Origin of the sequence: Pseudomonas sp. NyZ480 (assembly GCF_029537255.1) — a bacterium.
Lineage (GTDB): Bacteria > Pseudomonadota > Gammaproteobacteria > Pseudomonadales > Pseudomonadaceae > Aquipseudomonas > Aquipseudomonas taiwanensis.
In genome coordinates this window covers 623,496-641,871 of sequence record NZ_CP120626.1, presented here as the reverse complement: position 1 = coordinate 641,871, position 18,376 = coordinate 623,496, and the positions used below count along the sequence as shown (strand labels likewise).

General features: G+C 60.9%; 15 protein-coding genes. 6 read left to right on the top strand and 9 right to left on the bottom strand.

Going from position 1 to position 18,376, the window contains the following annotated elements; all coding sequences use genetic code 11:
• Nucleotides 1–81 precede the first annotated feature (81 nt).
• Nucleotides 82–2,142, bottom strand: coding sequence for an AsmA family protein (locus tag P3R38_RS02830; RefSeq protein ID WP_277686806.1), 2,061 nt, complete (start codon nt 2,140–2,142; stop codon nt 82–84).
• Nucleotides 2,143–2,481: 339 nt separating this feature from the next.
• Here P3R38_RS02830 and P3R38_RS02825 point away from each other — a divergent pair, with 339 nt between their 5' ends.
• From P3R38_RS02825 to P3R38_RS02815, 3 genes are all read left to right on the top strand, one after another.
• Nucleotides 2,482–3,069 carry a phage infection protein gene (locus P3R38_RS02825; RefSeq protein ID WP_277686805.1) on the top strand — a complete coding sequence of 196 codons (588 nt, stop codon included), beginning with the start codon at nt 2,482–2,484 and terminating at the stop codon, nt 3,067–3,069.
• Between the two features lie 122 nt (nt 3,070–3,191).
• Nucleotides 3,192–3,824, top strand: coding sequence for a TetR family transcriptional regulator (locus P3R38_RS02820; protein WP_023378507.1), 633 nt, complete (start codon nt 3,192–3,194; stop codon nt 3,822–3,824).
• Nucleotides 3,825–3,926: 102 nt separating this feature from the next.
• The gene (locus P3R38_RS02815) at nt 3,927–5,024 is read left to right on the top strand and encodes an AGE family epimerase/isomerase (protein ID WP_104883005.1); all 1,098 of its coding nucleotides are present in this window, start codon (nt 3,927–3,929) and stop codon (nt 5,022–5,024) included.
• A 56-nt stretch (nt 5,025–5,080) separates the two neighbouring features.
• On the opposite strand, the gene P3R38_RS02810 is transcribed toward P3R38_RS02815, so the two are convergent.
• The 6 genes from P3R38_RS02810 to P3R38_RS02785 form a co-directional block, all read right to left on the bottom strand.
• Nucleotides 5,081–5,848, bottom strand: coding sequence for an SDR family oxidoreductase (locus tag P3R38_RS02810; RefSeq protein WP_023378505.1), 768 nt, complete (start codon nt 5,846–5,848; stop codon nt 5,081–5,083).
• Nucleotides 5,849–6,476: 628 nt separating this feature from the next.
• A complete protein-coding gene (locus tag P3R38_RS02805) occupies nt 6,477–7,193 on the bottom strand; it encodes an ABC transporter ATP-binding protein (RefSeq protein WP_023378504.1) in 717 nt (238 codons plus the stop codon).
• The gene (locus P3R38_RS02800; protein ID WP_023378503.1) at nt 7,190–8,065 is read right to left on the bottom strand and encodes an ATP-binding cassette domain-containing protein; all 876 of its coding nucleotides are present in this window, start codon (nt 8,063–8,065) and stop codon (nt 7,190–7,192) included. The genes P3R38_RS02805 and P3R38_RS02800 overlap by 4 nt, the downstream gene beginning before the upstream one ends.
• Nucleotides 8,062–9,360 carry a high-affinity branched-chain amino acid ABC transporter permease LivM gene (livM, locus tag P3R38_RS02795; protein ID WP_023378502.1) on the bottom strand — a complete coding sequence of 433 codons (1,299 nt, stop codon included), beginning with the start codon at nt 9,358–9,360 and terminating at the stop codon, nt 8,062–8,064. Before livM ends, P3R38_RS02800 begins: the two co-directional genes overlap by 4 nt.
• Nucleotides 9,361–9,362: 2 nt before the next feature.
• The gene (locus P3R38_RS02790; protein ID WP_013974411.1) at nt 9,363–10,277 is read right to left on the bottom strand and encodes a branched-chain amino acid ABC transporter permease; all 915 of its coding nucleotides are present in this window, start codon (nt 10,275–10,277) and stop codon (nt 9,363–9,365) included.
• A 151-nt stretch (nt 10,278–10,428) separates the two neighbouring features.
• The gene (locus P3R38_RS02785) at nt 10,429–11,565 is read right to left on the bottom strand and encodes a branched-chain amino acid ABC transporter substrate-binding protein (RefSeq protein WP_023378500.1); all 1,137 of its coding nucleotides are present in this window, start codon (nt 11,563–11,565) and stop codon (nt 10,429–10,431) included.
• 479 nt (nt 11,566–12,044) lie between these two features.
• Between P3R38_RS02785 and pncB the strand changes: the two genes are divergently transcribed.
• Together pncB and nadE are read left to right on the top strand one after the other, a co-directional pair.
• Nucleotides 12,045–13,250 carry a nicotinate phosphoribosyltransferase gene (pncB, locus tag P3R38_RS02780; RefSeq protein WP_023378499.1) on the top strand — a complete coding sequence of 402 codons (1,206 nt, stop codon included), beginning with the start codon at nt 12,045–12,047 and terminating at the stop codon, nt 13,248–13,250.
• A 3-nt stretch (nt 13,251–13,253) separates the two neighbouring features.
• A complete protein-coding gene (gene nadE, locus P3R38_RS02775) occupies nt 13,254–14,081 on the top strand; it encodes an ammonia-dependent NAD(+) synthetase (protein WP_104882229.1) in 828 nt (275 codons plus the stop codon).
• A gap of 145 nt (nt 14,082–14,226) precedes the next feature.
• Here the strand turns inward: nadE and azu are convergent, their stop codons facing one another.
• Nucleotides 14,227–14,676, bottom strand: a complete 450-nt coding sequence (gene azu / locus P3R38_RS02770) for an azurin (protein ID WP_023378495.1) — start codon at nt 14,674–14,676, stop codon at nt 14,227–14,229.
• A gap of 350 nt (nt 14,677–15,026) precedes the next feature.
• Here azu and P3R38_RS02765 point away from each other — a divergent pair, with 350 nt between their 5' ends.
• The gene (locus P3R38_RS02765; RefSeq protein ID WP_277686804.1) at nt 15,027–15,614 is read left to right on the top strand and encodes a TIGR00730 family Rossman fold protein; all 588 of its coding nucleotides are present in this window, start codon (nt 15,027–15,029) and stop codon (nt 15,612–15,614) included.
• Nucleotides 15,615–15,724: 110 nt separating this feature from the next.
• On the opposite strand, the gene P3R38_RS02760 is transcribed toward P3R38_RS02765, so the two are convergent.
• Nucleotides 15,725–18,022: a YgiQ family radical SAM protein gene (locus P3R38_RS02760; RefSeq protein WP_023378493.1), complete on the bottom strand. Its 2,298-nt coding sequence runs from the start codon at nt 18,020–18,022 to the stop codon at nt 15,725–15,727.
• Between the last annotated feature and the right edge of the window lie 354 nt (nt 18,023–18,376).

The following is an 18,376-nucleotide window of genomic DNA, read 5'->3' as shown; positions in this document are numbered from 1 at the left end:
CCTGGATCCTCGCGCACTAAAAGCAAAGCACAGCAGCAGCAACGCAACAGCAGAACAAGCGAAGCGCACAGCGCGACCGCGCTATTTCTTCACTGCCGCTGGTGCTTTGCCTGCCTTCATCTGTTGCAATAACGGCGTACATTGATTGGGCTCATCACCGCTACTCGGCGCTATCAATGCCAACAACCCCGCCGCCGGACCAGCAACCACGCCAAGCGCCACCATCCCCGCCCCGCGCAGCGCCAACGGCACCGCCTGCACACCCGCACTAGGCTTGGCAAACGGCCCCCGTACATACAACGGCGAGCGCAGCGAGAACAAGCGAACGCCCTTGGACTCCGGCGTGATCTTCAAATCGAGCTGTTCACTGGCAAAGTTGGCCGTACCGTTGATGTAGATGATCGCGTTCTCCGTATCGAAAATGAACAATCGCGTCGTCGCCAACCCATTCTTGATCCCAACGTCCGCGGCTGCGCAGTTGATCTTCACATCTTCATCGCCAAACAACTTGCCAATCACGTAGTTGCCCACGTTCAGCCCAGCGATCTCCATCAGGCTGCGGCTGATAGCGCCGTCATTGATCAACATGCGCAGGTCACCGTTTGCAGTGCCCAACAACGCCGCCACCGAATTGCCACGGCCACTGATGTCGGCATCGCCGTTCAGTTCACCAAAACTGGTCTGCATCGGCGCGAAGCTTGGGAACAGTTGCTTGAGCTTGAACCCCCTGGCAGTCAGTTTGGCGCGCCCCTGCAACGGCACATTGCGACCGTCCAAGCGGATATCCGACGCCAGGTTGCCACCCGCCACACCGAAGCGCAGAGGCTCCAGGCGCAGCAATCCATCGTCGAGCATCACGTGGGCTGACAAATCGGTGAAAGGCAACTGTGCACTGTGGACGATGCGCTTGCCGCTGAAGGTGACGTCGGCATCCATCGCCCGCCAGCGCTCGGTCCTAAACGCCTCCACAGGCAACACCTTGCCCGACGGCTGCTTGCTGGCCCCGCCGCGGGCCTTTTGCTCGGCGTTCGAGTCGGCACCGATCAGCGGTGCCAGGTCCTTGAACAGCAGTTGAGTGGACACCGGGTTCCCCGACAGCTTTGGCCGGGGCTGACTGGCGACGAAGGCCAGGTCGCCATGGATATCACTGTCACCGATCTTGCCGTTGAACGACTGGTAATTGAACGTTGCGCCTTCTGGGGCTCGCAGGTTGGCGCTCAACCGCCCGTCCGTGGAGTACGCCGGGGTGTCCGGCAGGGTCACGCCAGTCAGGGGGTACAAGTTGCCCAGGCTCGCACCCGACAACTTCAGGCGCAAATCCAGCGCGCCAAGATTGCGCGGGTCGGTCAGCGTGCCGCTCAGCACCACATGGGTGTCGGCAATCCGGACGTCGGCTTGCAGCGGGAAGGGTTGGCTGGCGTCCTGCAAGGCCAGCAGCCCGCCCATCTTGCCGGTACCAGACACCGGCTGGCCCTTGTAACGGCCCTGGGCCTTGAGGCCGAAGGCATAATCCTGGGCTCCACCGGCCTTCTCGGCGCGTGCTTTACCGACGATGTCGCCAAATGGGATCGGCTTGCCCAACGGGTCGATCTGCACCTTCATGCTGGTTTTCAATGTCTGGTCATCGACACTGACATTGCCCTGGTCGAAACCGATGGCGCCGATATCCAGTTGCCACTGCGAAGGCGCTTCGTTTTCGTCCTTCGGCCCGAAGTCGAATGTCCAGTTGGCACGGCCGTCAGCTAGCCGTGTGAGGCTGGCGGTCGGCTGGGTCAGGTCGATACGGGGGATGACGATCTGCCGGAAGATCAGCGGCAAGGGCGACAGGCGGAACTCCACACGTTCCAGCCCAACCATCTTCGGCGCCTTCAACCAGTCAGGATTGCCCAAGGTGAGGTCTTCGGCGATGAAGCGCGGCCACGGCACCCAGGCTCTCCAGCCCCCTTCCTCCGGCTCGGTACGCCATTGCACGGCAAGATTGCCATTGATCGCGAAAGGGCGATGCAAGGCTTCGGATACCTTCTCGTTGAGCAGCGGCTTGATGCGGTTCCAGTCGAACGTGGCAATCACCACCAGCACGATCGCCAGTACGGTCACAAGGCTGCTGAGGGTCCAGACGAGGATTCTGGCGGGGCGCGTCATTGCGTGATTCTCCTGACAACATGGCACGAAGCGAGCGCAATGGTGGCACTCAATATCTCGGACTGATGAAAACCAGTGAGGTTTTATCGAGGAGGCCATGATAACCAGGTTTTTCCAGATGCCCCGCTCAGCTTTCCGTCATCTCCAGCCCTTCGCACGCATCACGGAAACAGTGGCCGTTAGCCGTTACCTGCCATGGAAGCCCCGTGTTAGAGCGGTCTAAACGTCTATCAATATCGTCGATTGTCACCATTACCCTTATGAACTTCTCTCTGGCGTTACCGGGCGTAACATTGACTCCGTACCCACTTTCCAGCCCCCGAGAGGAGCACCGAAATCATGAAACGCCAACTGCTGACCCTGACCCTTTCAATCCTTGCCGCCAACGCTTTCGCCATGCCAGCCGATGACCAGCACCTGACCGCCGAATCGCGTTCCAGCGCTGCCGAAATGGCCCAACCGCTGAAAACGCTGGCAGAAGGTGGCGCGGATCGCCTGATCGAACGTTCGGGTCGAGTTGCCGAAGGTGGCTCCGACCGCCTGATCGAACGCTCGGGTCGTGTTGCCGAAGGTGGCTCGGACCGCCTGATCGAGCGCTCCGGCCGTGTTGCCGAAGGTGGCTCGGACCGTCTGATCGAACGCTCCGGCCGTGTTGCCGAAGGTGGCTCGGACCGTCTGATCGAACGCTCCGGTCGTGTTGCCGAAGGTGGCTCGGACCGCCTGATCGAGCGCTCCGGTCGTGTTGCCGAAGGTGGCTCGGACCGCCTGATCGAACGCTCCGGCCGTGTTGCCGAAGGTGGCTCGGACCGTCTGATCGAACGCTCCGGTCGTGTTACCGAAGGTGGCTCGGACCGTCTGATCGAACGCTCCAGCCGTGTCGCCGAGGGTGGTTCGGATCGTCTGGTCGAACTCAGCCGTGTGAGCTGATCGCCATGGCCGAAAAGAACAATCCCACGCAAAGCGCCTGCTCCCCTCCAAGCCCGGTCCATTGACCGGGCTTTGTTTTTTTATCCAGAATGCCCAGCCGTACAGCCACAGAATTCGCCCCCATGCTGCCTCGCGCCGAACAAAAGCTACAGACCCGCCAGGCCCTGCTGGACGCTGCCTGCCAGTTGATGGAGAGCGGCCGTGGGTTCGGCAGCATCAGCCTGCGTGAAGTCGCCAGGGCCGCGGGCATCGTACCCACCGGTTTCTACCGGCATTTCCCTGACATGGACGCCCTGGGCCTGGCCCTGGTCGCCGAGGTCGACGCCACCTTCCGCCAGACCATTCGCCTTGTTCGGCACAACGAATTCGAACTTGGCGGCATCACCGATGCTTCGGTACGCATCTTCCTCGATGTGGTCGCGGCTCACCGTGCCCAGTTCCTGTTTCTGGCCCGCGAGCAATACGGGGGTTCACAGGCAGTACGTCAAGCCATCGCCGGTTTGCGCCAAGGCATCAGCAACGACCTGGCGACCGACCTTGGACGCATGAAGCGCTGGCAACATCTGGATCAGGCCGCGTTGGCCGTGATGGCCGACCTTGTGGTCAAAACCGTGTTCGCAACCTTGCCCGAACTGATCGACAGTCCGGAGCCTGGTTATCCACAGGCACTGACGCCACAAGAGAAGATCACCCAGCAACTGCGCTTCATCTTCGTCGGGGCACGACATTGGCAGGGGTTGGGCAATCCTGGCTGATCGACTGGCTGCAGCGGCCGGGCTCCTGGCAGGCTGGCACGAACAATCCCCAACCTCACTTCTGCTAACATGGCGCACTGCCCGATTGCGACGAGCGCCTTCATGTCCGACCCCCGCCCCACCCTGCCCGAACTGGCCCGCTTCAACCAGCACTTCGCCGAGCGCATCGTGCCGCTGTGGCAAGGCCCGGGCTGGAACGCCGACATGGCCCTGCCCTACGAGGCGCTGGACGCCCAGCATCGCCCGCTGCCGGTCCAGCGCTACCGCGCTATGGCCTGCGCCCGCCAACTCTACCTGTTCAGCAGCCGCATCGAGCAGCCCGGTGCAGCGGAACGTGCCGCCGCGCTGTTCCGCTCATTGCAGCGGCATTTCCACGATGCCGAGCACGGCGGCTGGTTCTACAGCATCGATGCCGACGGCAAGCCACTGGACACCCGCAAGGACCTCTACACCCACGCGTTCATCGTGTTCGCCTGCGCACACTACTGGGGCAAGGTGCGCGAGAGCCTGGTGGAGTCCACCCTCAACGCAGCCCTGACAGTCATCGCGCAACAATTTGCCCGCGACGACGGCCTGTACGAAGCCAGCCTGGACCAGGATTGGTCGGATCTGGGTAGCGGACCGCTGCAGAACCCGCAGATGCACCTGGCCGAGGCCCTGCTTCAGGTACTGGCAGTGCGCGAGGACGACCAGGCACGCCAGGCACTGCTGCGGCTGTGCGACGCCCTGCACGCGCACTTCATCGAGCCGGAGCACGGCCTGATGCTGGAAAAACCGCGCGATGCGGTGGATAACTGGTTCGAGCCGGGCCATCAGTTCGAATGGTTCTACCTGCTCGATACCTCACCGCTGCTGCGCGAAACCCCACTGCATGCAGCGATAGACCGCGCATTCGACTATGCCGAGCGGTGCGGCGTGAAGGACGCGGCCGTGCTGGCGATGCTGGATGTGAACGGCAAGGTGCTCGATGCCACCCAGCGGATCTGGGCACAGGCGGAATACCTGCGGGCGCTGGTGTTGCGGCCAGAGGGACTCGCGAAACTGCCTGCGCAGTTGAAGGCGATGGATCAACGGTTCCTTCACGCTGGCGGCTGGTATGAGTGCCGGGATGGTCAGGGCGCTGTCAGCCGCCACGACATGCCTTCAACCACCCCCTATCACTTGGCGACCTGCCTGCAAGGCCTACAGCGCCTGAACTGACGCAATTCCGCTCCCGAAGGCTCATGCGAGCCTTGCAGGAGCGGGCTGGCCGCCGATCAGCCCTTGGCCGAACGGTCGATCGAAAAACCTGCCCAGTCTTGGCTCACCGGCATCAGCTCCAGGCTGTTGATGTTGATGTGCGCCGGCTGGTTGAGGATCCAGAAGATCGTGTCGGCGATATCCTGCGGCTGAATCGGCTCGGCGCCAGCGTAAGTGGCGTCATACTTGGCTTGGTCGCCCCCGAAACGCACCAGCGAGAATTCGCTCTCGCACAGGCCCGGTTCGATGTTGCTGACGCGCACGCCAGTGCCACGCAAGTCGCAACGCAAGCTCAACGAGAATTGACCGACGAACGCCTTGGTACCGCCATACACGTGGCTGCCAGGGTACGGATAGTTGCCGGCCACCGAACCCACATTGAGGATCGACGCACCACGGCCATGGGCGATCAACCGCGGCAGCAGCAGGCGGGTGGTGTACATCAGGCCCTTGATGTTGGTGTCGACCATGGTTTCCCAGTCATCCAGGTCGCACTTCTGCGCCGGGTCCGCCCCCAGCGCCAGGCCCGCGTTGTTGACCAGGCCGCGCAATTTCTCAAAGCCTGCCGGCAGGTTGGCAATGGCATGTTCCATGGCCTTGCGGTCACGCACATCCAGGACCAGGCCGTGCACTTCGGTCTTGGCCGCCAACTCAGCGCACAGGGCGTCCAGGCGATCCTTGCGGCGGCCTGTCAGGATCAGCTTCCAACCCGCCTCGGCAAAGCGCCGTGCGGTGGCCTCGCCGAAACCGGAAGTCGCGCCTGTGATGAATACGGTGGACGTCATGCTCTGTTCCTCGCTGTGGATTATCGTCGGCAGGGTTTGCAGCATGCCTTCCGAGCGCGCGGGCAGCAAGCCGTGTCCTGCGCTGGTCATTTTTTGTACATATGCTCGGAAGCCTCGGAACAGAGGGCCCGCCGGCAGGTATGCAGAACTTATCCACAAGGCTTTCCCCACGGATTGGGGGCAACTTATCGACACAGCGGAACCCTTTCAGCTTACTGCGGTCGTCCGCCACGGTCTTCATGATGGCCCAGGGCTTTCAAACATGCCGCCTACAGCGGACTGTCCAAGGCTTTTTCACAGAGTTATCCACAGGCATTGAACGCGCGTCGATCATCCCTGCCTGGGCAAGAATCCCCAGGAAAGTCATGTACTAAGGCTGCTTGATCAAAAAACGACCGATCCTTTGCAGGCCCCGTCGTTAAAGGGATACAACGAGATGCCACCATGTTTTCCACAGGCGGTTCCACATTATCCGTGGAAAAATAGAAACTGTGGAAACAATGACTTGCGAGTGGATTCTGGCGTGCTTCGGAAAAGATATGCGACAAGTTGTCCACATCGCCGGCAAGCCGGCTCCTACAGGTTGAAGCGCTCGCTGCAGGAACCGGCTTCCCGGCGTTTGGATGACTCAGTGCCCGCCCAGGTAGGCGTTGCGCACCTCCTCGTTCACCAACAACTCCTGCCCCGTGCCGGTCATGCGAATCTGCCCGTTGACCATCACGTATGCCCGGTCCGACAGCTTCAGCGCATGGTTGGCGTTCTGCTCTACCAGGAAGATGGTCATGCCGGTCTTGGCCAGCTCCCGCAGGGTGGAGAAGATCTGCTTGACCACGATCGGCGCCAGCCCCAGCGATGGCTCGTCGAGCAGCAGCAACTTCGGCCGGCTCATGAGCGCGCGAGCGATGGCCAGCATCTGCTGCTCACCACCGGACATGGTCATGGCCCGCTGGTTGCGGCGCTCCTTCAGCCGTGGGAACAGCTCGAACATGCGCTGCATGTCTTCGTTGGCGTATTGGTCGCCAATGGGGATGGTGCCCATCATGAGGTTTTCCTCGACGGTCATGTCGGGGAACACCCGACGCCCTTCCGGCGACTGGGCGATACCGTTGGAGGCGATGTAGTGCGACGACTTGCGGGTAATGTCGGTACCGCGATAAACGATTTGCCCGGACGCAGCCCGCGGTTGACCGAATATCGACATCAGCAGTGTCGACTTGCCAGCCCCGTTGGCGCCGATCAGGCTGACCGTCTCGCCTTCGTTGATATGCATCGAGACTTTCTTCAGCGCCTGGATCGGCCCGTAGAACACGTCCAGGTCCTTCAGCTCGAGAATGGGTGCACTCATACCAGTTCCTCTTCATCGGCACCCAGATAGGCGGCAATCACCGTCGGGTTGTGGCGAATATCCTGTGGCGAGCCTTCGGCGATCACGTTGCCGTGGTCCAGCACGACGATGTGGTCGGAAATACTCATGACCATGCCCATGTCGTGCTCGATCAGCACCACGGTGATGTCATGCTCGTCACGCAGCACACGGATCATGCCGCTCAGGGCTTCGGTTTCCTGCGGGTTGAGGCCGGCAGCCGGTTCGTCCAGGCAGATGATCTTCGGCCGGGTGCACATGGCGCGGGCAATTTCCAGGCGCCGCTGCTGACCATACGACAACTCGCCCGCCAGGCGGTTGGCACAGTCGACCAGGTCGACCACCTCCAGCCAATAGAACGCATGGTCGAGTGCATCGCTTTCGGCCTTGCGGTAAGCCTTGGTGTTGAGCACTCCGGCCAGCAGGTTGCGGTTGACCCACATGTGCTGGGCCACCAGCAGGTTTTCCACCACCGACATTTCCTTGAACAGGCGAATGTTCTGGAAAGTGCGCGCCAGGCCCGCACGGTTCACCAGGTGGGTGCCGCCGAACATCTTGTAGTACAAACGGTTGGCAAAGCGCGCGGGCGAGACGAAGTCCGCAGCCTGGAAACGCTCGCCAAGCAACTGGATCACATTGGTGTGGCTGCCGCGCACATTCAGTTCGATGCGCCCGCCACTGGCCTTGTAGAAGCCGGTGAGGCAGTTGAACACTGTGGTCTTGCCCGCGCCGTTGGGGCCGATCAGGGCGAAGATCTGGTTCCGCTTGACCTTCAGGCTCACATCGCTGAGCGCCTTGATGCCGCCGAACTGCATCATCAGGTTGTCGACCGAGAGAATGATATCGTCGCTCATGGCGCCACTCCTTTACGCGGGACCACACCGGTGCGGCTGATGCGGATCAGCCCACGCGGTCGCCAGATCATCATCAACACCATCAACACGCCGAACAGCAATACACGGTACTCCGAGAAACTGCGCAGCAGTTCTGGCGCCACCGTCAGCACGAACGCCGCAATCACCACACCCACGGTCGAGCCCATACCGCCGAGCACGACGATGGCCAGAATCAGCGCTGACTCGAAGAAGGTGAACGAGGACGGGTTGACGAAGCCTTGGTAGGTGGCGAAGAACACACCGGCCAGGCCAGCGGTGGAAGCGCCCAGGGTGAAGGCCGAGAGTTTGACCAGTACGTGGTTCAGGCCCATCGAACGACAGGCGATTTCATCTTCGCGCAGCGCTTCCCAGGCACGACCGACGGGCATGCGGGTGAGCCGATGCTTGATGTAGAGCACCGCCAGCACCACCAGGAACAGCACGGCGTAGATGAACACGAACTTCAAGTTGGCGTTGTAGTCGATGCCGAGGAATTCATGGATAGGCACCCCACCATCCTTGGCCCGACGACCGAACTCCAGCCCGAAGAAGGTCGGTGACGGCGCCGGCATGCCATTGGGACCACCGGTGAACGACAGCCAGTTGTTCAGCACCAGGCGGATGATCTCGCCGAAGCCCAGGGTCACGATCGCCAGGTAGTCACCGTGCATGCGCAACACCGGGAAGCCGAGTATGCACCCCGCTAACGCCGCGGCGATGGCGGCCAATGGCAGCACGCTCCAGAAGCCCAGCCCAAGGTATTGATAACCCAGGGCCAGACCATAGGCGCCAATGGCATAGAAGGCCACGTAACCCAGGTCGAGCAGACCGGCCAGACCGACCACGATATTCAGGCCAAGGCCCAGCAGCACGTAGATCAGGCCGAGGATGACCACGGTAAGCAGGTACTTGTTGGCAAACACCGGGAAGACGATGGCGATCACCACCAGCGCCGGGATGATGTAGCGCAGGCGCGACTTGTAGTCAGGCGCACGCACATGCACGCCCGAGCCACCACTCTCGAAGCCCTGGAGCATGCGGCGTCCGGCGGCGGTCTGCAGGTACAGGCTGAGCAGGAAACGCCCGGCCATCACCCCGCCGACCAGCCAGGCGACACGGGTGGGCTCGGCGTTGAAGCTATAGCCGTCGAGCACCACGCCGACGACCGGACCGAAGACAATGAGTGCCAGCAGGCCGGCGACGATGGTCTCCAGCAAGCTGCGTTTGAGGTCGAAACCTTTTTCGATAACAGGGGCAGTATTGGCAGCGGACATGTTCACACCTTAGCCACGAGCGGGCGACCCAGCAGGCCTTGTGGGCGGAAGATAAGGATCATCACCAGCAACGAGAAGCTGAACACATCCTTGTAGTCTGAGTTGATCAGGCCAGAGAACAGCGACTCGGAAATCCCCAGGATGATCCCGCCCAGCATCGCGCCAGGAAGCGAGCCGATGCCGCCGAGTACCGCTGCGGTGAACGCCTTGATCCCGATGATGAACCCGGCATAGAAGTCGAAGGTGCCGTAGTTCATGGTGATCAGTACGCCGGCTAGGGCGGCCATCACCGCGCCAATGACGAACACGTAGGAAATCACCCGGTCGGTATTGATACCCAGGATCGAGGCCATCTTGCGGTCTTGCTGGGTGGCGCGGCACATACGGCCGAGCTTGGTGTACTTGATCACGTAGGTGAGCAAGCCCATGCCGACGAAAGCGGCTACCAGAATGAAGATCTTGGTGTAGGTCAGTTGCACGAAGCCGGTGCCGACTTCGACGCGCCAGGCGCCTTCCAGCAGCGTTGGAACGCCTTGCTGGCGAGCACCCTGGCTGATCTGAGCATAGTTCTGCAGGATCAGCGAGATGCCGATGGCACTGATCAGCGGTGCCAGTCGGGTGGAGTTACGCAAGGGTTTGTAGGCGATGCGCTCGATGGTAAAGCCGTAGACGCCAGTGACGACGATGGTGAACAACAGGGTGCCCAGCATCAGCAGGGGGAACGACTCGATACCGAAGTAAGCCAGCAATGCCAGGCTGATCGCCGCGAGGTACGCGGAAATCATGTACACCTCGCCGTGCGCGAAGTTGATCATGCCGATGATGCCATAGACCATTGTGTAGCCGATGGCGATCAGGCCATAGACCGACCCTAGGGTCAGGCCGTTGACCAGTTGCTGCAGGAAAATACCATCCATAACGCAATCTCACCTGATTGAGATTGCACGAGCGCCGACCACGGCGGGCCACGGATGAAGCGGCCCTCGCAGCGCAGAACTGTGCAGATCTACGGATAAAGACAGGTACCGCGGGGCTATGGCCCGAAGCATGCCCCGGGCCTGGCCGTTCTTATTTTTGTTTATCCAGCTGGTGGTACTTGCCGTTGGCATCCCACTGGTAGACCACGTAGTCGGACACGGTCAGGTCGCCCTTGCTGTCCCACTTCTTCTCGCCCATGACCGTCTTGACCGGGTTGGCCTTGAGCCACTTGGCAGCATCTTCGCCTTTGTTCGACTTCGCGCCATTGAACGCGGCAGCCAGCGCCTGGAGCGAGGCGTAGGCATACAGGGTGTAGCCTTCAGGCTCGGTACCGGCCTTGCGGAACTCTTCCACCACCGACTTGCTGTCCGGCAGCAGGCGCGGGTCGGCACCGAAGGTCATGTAGACGCCATCGACGTATTGGGCGCCGCCAGCGGTGGAGACCAGTTCGTCGGTGACGATGCCGTCATCGGACATGAACTTGACGTCCTTCAGGCCTTGTTCGCGCAGCTGGCGCACCAGCGGGCCAGCCTCTGGGTGCAGGCCGCCGAAGTAGACAACGTCGGCACCGGCAGAGCGGATCTTGGTGACCACGGCGCTGAAGTCTTTCTCGCCGCGGGTCAGGCCTTCGTACAGCACCGGCTTGACGCCACGCTTCTCCAGCTGCGCCTTGGTCGCGTCGGCCAGGCCTTGGCCATAGGTATCCTTGTCGTGCAGGACGGCTACCTTCTTGCCCTTGAGCACGTCAACGATGTAATCGCCAGCGACGATGCCCTGCTGGTCGTCGCGCCCACACATGCGGAACATGGCGGAAAGCCCGCGCTCGGTGACCTGCGGGTTGGTGGAGCCTGGGGTGATGGCGATCACGCCAGCCTCATCGTAGACCTCGGAAGCGGGGATGGTGTTGGAGGAACAGAAGTGGCCCACCACGCCGGCCACCTTGTCCTGGTCAACCAGGCGGTTGGCCACGGCCACGGCTTGCTTCGGTTCGCAGGCATCATCGCCTTTTACCAGAACGATCTTCTCGCCGTTGATGCCACCCTCGGCGTTGATCTTGTCGGCTGCCGCTTGGGCGCCCTTCATGTACTGCTCGCCAAACGCTGCGTTGGCACCCGTCATGGGGCCAGCGACGCCGATCTTGATGTCGGCCTGAACATACGAAGAAACACCCAGTGCCGTAGCTACGGCCAGAGCCAGGAAACCTTTCTTGTAAAACGTCTGCGACATGAGGTGGTGCTCCTAGAGTTTTTTTGGTTGGCACTACAACTTCTCAGCCCTGTACTTGGAGCAAGGGCCGTGCCATCGGTAATAAGAACTGGAAAAACTCACTGCAAGGGTCGTGTCCAAGCGACCGACGGCCTTTTCTTTATTGAGCGTGCAACCGTCTGCCGCGCGGCGGGCGCCACCACACGTACAGACAAGGAGCAACCATCGGGTGCCATCATTGCAACCTCGGCAAGTGTTTACGTGCAACCTGCCTGTAACAGCGGACGTCACCGAAGTGCACACCGCTGGTGCGCGACTGCTACAGACCGCACCGCTTCAAGGCTAGCTCGTGCACGAAAAAACACCTGATTTGCCCGAAACGCCTTCAATCGTTACCTGTCTGCACGACTCGACTTCCCCGCCACAGCACCTGCATCGACACATCAGCACTGAAAAGGCTGGCACAATGTTCGCCATTCGCCGCTTTTGGAGCCCCTTTGATGAGCGAGAGCGCATTCGCCGAGCGCATCGTGCATAACCTGCTCGACACCGACTTCTACAAGCTCACCATGATGCAGGGCGTGCTGCACAACTACCCGGATGCCGATGTGGAATGGGAATTCCGCTGTCGTAACGGCGAAGACCTTCGCCCCTACCTTGGCGAGATTCGCAACCAGATCGAACGGCTCGGCGACCTGACCTTGGACGAAGGCCAGTTGGCCTTTCTCGAACGCATCAGTTTTCTCAAACCCGACTTCCTGCGCTTTCTCGGGCTGTTCCGCTTCAACCTGAGCTACGTCCATCTGGGCATCGAGAACAACCAGCTGTGCCTTCGGCTGCGCGGCCCATGGCTGCATGTGATCCTCTTCGAAGTGCCCCTGCTGGCCATCATCAGCGAAGTGCGCAACCGCCACTTGCACCCGCGCATGCGCCTGGCCGAGGCTCGCGACCAGTTGCATCGCAAGTTCGACTGGCTGCGCGCCCATGCCAGTGAAGACGAGCTGGCCGAATTGCAGGTCGCTGACTTCGGCACACGTCGGCGCTTTTCAAGCCGCGTCCAGGAAGAGGTGGTGCGGGTGTTGCGCGATGACTTCCCGGCGCGGTTCGTCGGCACCAGCAACGTCGACCTGGCATGGAAACTGGATGTCAAACCCCTCGGCACCATGGCCCATGAATGGATCATGGCGCACCAGCAACTGGGGCCACGGCTGATCGACAGCCAGATCGCCGCCCTCGATTGCTGGGTCCGCGAATACCGTGGCCTGCTCGGTATCGCCCTGACCGACTGCATCACCATGGACGCATTCCTGAGCGATTTCGACTTGTACTTCGCCAAGCTGTTCGATGGCCTGCGCCATGACTCGGGGGACCCGGTGGCTTGGGCGGAAAAGGCCATCGCCCATTACCAGAAACTCGGTATAGACCCCATGACCAAGACCCTGGTGTTTTCCGATGGCCTGAACCTGACCCGCTCGCTGGAAATCTTCCGCGCCCTGCGCGGTCGCATCAATGTCAGTTTTGGCATCGGCACCAACCTGACCTGCGACATTCCTGGGGTGGCGCCAATGAACATCGTGCTTAAAATGACCGACTGCAACGGCTCGCCGGTGGCCAAGATCTCCGACGAGGCTGCCAAGACCCAGTGCCGCGATGAAAACTTCGTCGCCTACATGCGCCACGTATTCAAAATCCCCAGCAAGGAGTAACCCATGCAAGCCGTTCAGCAAGAGATTGCCCAGGCGCTCAAGGTACAGCCGCCGTTCGCCGACGCAGCCGCAATCGAGGCCGAAGTCGCCCGGCGCGTGGCCTTCATCAAGGATTGCCTGGCCAATGCCCGGCTCAAGACCTTGGTACTGGGCATCAGCGGCGGTGTCGACTCGCTGACCGCCGCCCTGCTCGCCCAGCGGGCGATCAACGAGTTGCGCGCCGAGACTGGCGATAAGGCCTATACCTTCATCGCCGTGCGCCTGCCTTACCAGGTGCAGCACGATGAGCATGACGCCCAGGCCTGCCTGGACGTGATCAAGGCCGACGAAGTGCACACGGTGGATATCGCCCCGGCAGTACGCGCCCTGGCATCTGAAGTGAAAGCACTGGAAGGCGGCTCGCCGTCGATGGTGGATTTCGTGGTGGGCAATACCAAGGCCCGCATGCGCATGGTGGCCCAATACACCATCGCGGGCGCCCGCGCTGGCCTGGTGATCGGTACCGATCACGCCGCAGAGGCGGTAATGGGCTTCTTTACCAAGTTCGGTGATGGTGCGTGTGACCTGGCTCCGCTGAGCGGTCTGGTGAAAAACCAGGTACGAGCGATCGCCCGTAGTTTCGGTGCGCCGGAATCATTGGTGGAGAAAGTGCCGACCGCGGACCTCGAAGACCTCGCGCCGGGCAAGCCGGACGAAGCGTCCCATGGCGTGACCTACCAGCAGATCGACGCGTTCCTGCATGGGCTGCCAGTGGATCAGGAAGCGTTCAACATCATCGTGAACACCTACCGCAAGACCCAGCACAAGCGCGAACTGCCGTTCGCCCCTTGAGCCGTCTGGTGCCGCTTTGCGGCCCTGTCGCGACACAAGGCCGCGCCCACGAGGACTGCGCAGTGCTTGAGAAAGCGCTAAATCCTGTGGGAGCGGCCTTGCGTCGCGTAGGGAGGGCAAAGACCTCCCCTGGTTCAAGCCATCATTACTTGACGACCACCTTGCCCTTCATCATCGAGATGTGGCCAGGGAAGGTGCAGAAGAAGCTGTAGTCGCCACCCGCTTCGAGCTTGGAGGTGTCGAACTTCACCTCGGTTTCTTTTTCCGGTGCGCCGATCATCTTGGTGTGGGCAATGATCCCAGCATTGGCGGCGTTGATGTAATCGTTATCAAGGCCCTTGCTCATACCCTCGGTGGCAATGCCCTGCATGTCGGCAGTCTTGCTGATCACCAGGTTGTGGCCCATGACGTTCTTCGGCAGCTTGCCGGAGTGGGTCAGTTTGACCGTAAATTCCTTGCAGCTCTTGTCGACGGTGATTTCCTTGGTGGTGTAGGACATCTGGTCGGTCGAGTCGACAGTTACCGAACACTCGGCTGCGAAGACAGAGGCGCTGGCGAGGGTCAGCAGGGATACCGCTACAGCTTTCGCAAACATCATGAATCTCCTTGGCAGGGTTTTATCAATTGCGAGACTGCCTGAAACCGTTCAGCCCCCACCTGATGTGAATCAAAGGGGTGTCAAGAGGCCAGTCAGTAGAATTGTTCGATTGATTGTATACAACCAATCTAAGAGCACATCATGCCCTCATAGTGGACGATGGGACAACCTCTCAATTAGGAGTCACCCGAAATGTCCCTTGGAAGCCTGATGAACAGCCTGCTCGCCGCTTACGCCCACGGTGCCAGTGGCGCGATGTGCGAATTCTCCCGCCCAGAGTGAAACCGCCCTTGGAACCAGCAGGCATGAGCCGTACCCTGTCACCGCAATGCGACTGGAGATGAGCAATGCCTGTACGTTCCGTTTGTGTGTTCTGCGGCGCCAGCATCGGTGCCAACCCTGCCTACCGCGAAGCAGCCGTGGCCCTTGGCCAGGCCATTGCCCGACGCGGCCTGACCCTGGTGTATGGCGGCGGCGCGGTCGGCCTGATGGGCACCGTGGCCGACGCGGCCCTGGCCGCAGGTGGCGAAGTGATCGGGATCATCCCCGAGAGCCTGATGAACGCTGAAATCGGCCACAAGAACCTGACCCGCCTGGAGGTGGTCGACGGCATGCACGCACGCAAGGCGCGCATGGCTGAGCTGAGCGATGCCTTTATCGCGCTGCCCGGTGGCTTGGGTACGCTTGAAGAACTGTTCGAGGTCTGGACCTGGGGGCAACTGGGCTATCACGCCAAGCCGCTGGGGTTGCTCGATGTGAAGGGTTTCTATGAAAAGCTGGGCGGGTTCCTCAACCATATCGTCGAGGAAGGATTCGTGCGGCCGCAGCATCGGGCGATGTTACTGCTGGGTGAGCAGCCGGATGAGCTACTGGATGGGATGGACAACTTTGTCGCGCCAGTGGCGCCAAAGTGGGTAGACAAGAAACCTGATTGATCTCGATCGATAGCCTGACAGCTAACCTGTGGGAGTGGGTTCATCCGCACATACGTCGGTGAATCCACCCACGCGTGGGTAACCCGCTCCCACAGGGTTCTAGCGCTCGATCAGCGCGGGATTACTGGCTGACGCGGCTTCTTGCCCTTGCCACCCTTCGCCGATTCCCTGCGCTCCTTGGCCGCCTGTTGATTGCGGGCGAACGCTTCAGCCTTGGCCTTTTCGCGCTTGTCCCAAGGCTTGCTGCCATCGCTGGCACGCGGCGGCAGGCCGGTGTGCTGGGTGAGGATCTTCTGGTCCTTGCCCACTTTATGGCTACCGGCCGGCGTCGAGTTCTTGCGACGGGCACTCTGGTAAGCGTCGGTCTGCGGCTGGTGCAACGGAATCAACTGATGCTTGCCCGGGCCGATCAGGTCAGCACGACCCATGCGCTGCAGCGCCTCACGCAGCATCGGCCAGCCCTTCGGATCGTGGTAGCGCAGGAACGCCTTGTGCAGACGACGCTGCTCCTCGCTCTTGACGATCTCCACCCCTTCGCTCTTGTAGGTCACCTTGCGCAGCGGGTTCTTGCCCGAGTGGTACATGGCCGTGGCCGATGCCATCGGCGAAGGGTAGAACGCTTGCACCTGGTCGGCACGGAAGCCGTTGCTCTTGAGCCACAGGGCCAGGTTCATCATGTCTTCGTCGGTCGTGCCAGGGTGCGCCGCGATGAAGTAAGGAATCAGGTACTGCTCCTTGCCCGCCTCTTTCGAGAACTTCTCGAACATGCGCTTGAAGCGGTCGTAGGTACCGATACCTGGCTTCATCATCTTGTCCAGCGGGCCACGCTCGGTGTGTTCCGGGGCAATCTTCAGGTATCCGCCAACGTGGTGGGTGACCAGTTCCTTGACGTACTCCGGCGATTCGACAGCCAGGTCGTAGCGCAGGCCCGAGGCGATCAGGATCTTCTTCACACCCGGCAAGGCACGCGCCTTGCGGTACAGCTCGATCAGCGAGCTGTGGTCGGTGTTGAGGTTCTCGCAGATACCTGGGAACACGCACGACGGCTTGCGGCAGTGCTTCTCGATGTCGGGGCTCTTGCACGCGATGCGGTACATGTTGGCGGTTGGCCCGCCCAGGTCGGAGACCACGCCGGTGAAGCCCGGCACCTTGTCGCGCATCTCTTCGATTTCGTGAAGAATCGACTCGTGCGAGCGGTTCTGGATGATCCGGCCTTCGTGCTCGGTGATCGAGCAGAAGGTGCAGCCACCAAAGCAGCCACGCATGATGTTCACCGAGAATCGGATCATCTCGTAGGCCGGGATGCGCTCCTTGCCATAGGCCGGGTGCGGTACACGGGCGTAGGGCATGCCGAACACGTAGTCCATTTCCTCGGTGGTCATGGGGATGGGTGGTGGGTTGAACCACACGTCCACTTCGCCATGCTTCTGCACCAGGGCGCGGGCGTTGCCAGGGTTGGTCTCCAGGTGCAGCACTCGGTTGGCGTGGGCATACAGCACCGGGTCGTTACGAACCTTTTCGAACGACGGCAGGCGAATGACCGACTTCTCCCGGGTCATGCGCGGGCTATCGAGAATCTGCACAACCTTGGCTTCGTTCGGGTCTTCGACCTCGCCCTTGGCCTGCTCGATGGCGCAGGCCTGGGTGTCCTGGGTGTTCACGTACGGGTTGATGATCTTGTCGACACGGCCCGGACGGTCGATACGGGTGGAGTCGATCTCGTACCAGCCCTCTGGCGTGTCACGGCGCACGAAGGCTGTGCCGCGCACATCGGTGATGGTTTCGATCTTCTCGCCGTTGGACAAGCGCTGAGCCACCTCGACCACCGCCCGCTCGGCGTTGCCGAACAGCAGGATATCGGCGCTGGCGTCGATCAGGATCGAGTGGCGGACCTTGTCCTGCCAGTAGTCGTAGTGGGCGATACGGCGCAGCGAAGCCTCGATGCCACCAAGCACGATCGGCACATGCTTGTAGGCTTCCTTGCAGCGCTGGCTGTACACCAGGCTGGCGCGATCCGGACGCTTGCCGGCCAGGCCACCTGGGGTATAGGCGTCGTCGGAACGGATCTTCTTGTCCGCGGTGTAGCGGTTGATCATCGAGTCCATGTTGCCCGCGGCCACACCGAAGAACAGGTTCGGCTCGCCGAGCTTCATGAAGTCGTCTTTGGACTGCCAGTTCGGCTGGGCGATGATCCCCACGCGAAAGCCCTGGGCTTCCAGCAGGCGGCCAATGATGGCCATGCCGAACGACGGGTGGTCGACGTAGGCGTCGCCGGTCACGATGATGATGTCGCAGGAATCCCAGCCGAGCAGATCCATCTCCTCCCTGCTCATGGGCAGGAAAGGCGCTGGCCCGAAGCATTCGGCCCAGTACTTTGGATAGTCGTAGAGTGGTTTGGCTGCTTGCATGTCAGTGACCGGTTCTGGTGTGCAGGGAAATCGCGGGCGCGGAATATAGCACAAATTTTGACCAAATCCGACCACCTTCCTGGGAATTGATGACCTGCCCGACGCCTGGACAGGTTGCCAATGGAAATCCCGACCATCAGACCTCCGTCCCCTTCCCTGTTTTCCCAGCCAACCGTTAGCAATCCATTCAATCTTTTACAAAATGATTCCCCCCTTCCCCCCTAAAAAAACATCAACCCACTAATTATCAACAAATATTTACCAACTCCACCGAGAACTGTAGGAGCAAGACTTCACACTCAAGTAAAAAAACCTACGCAAACTTTCCCTTGCAATGCCAAAACCAATATTGAA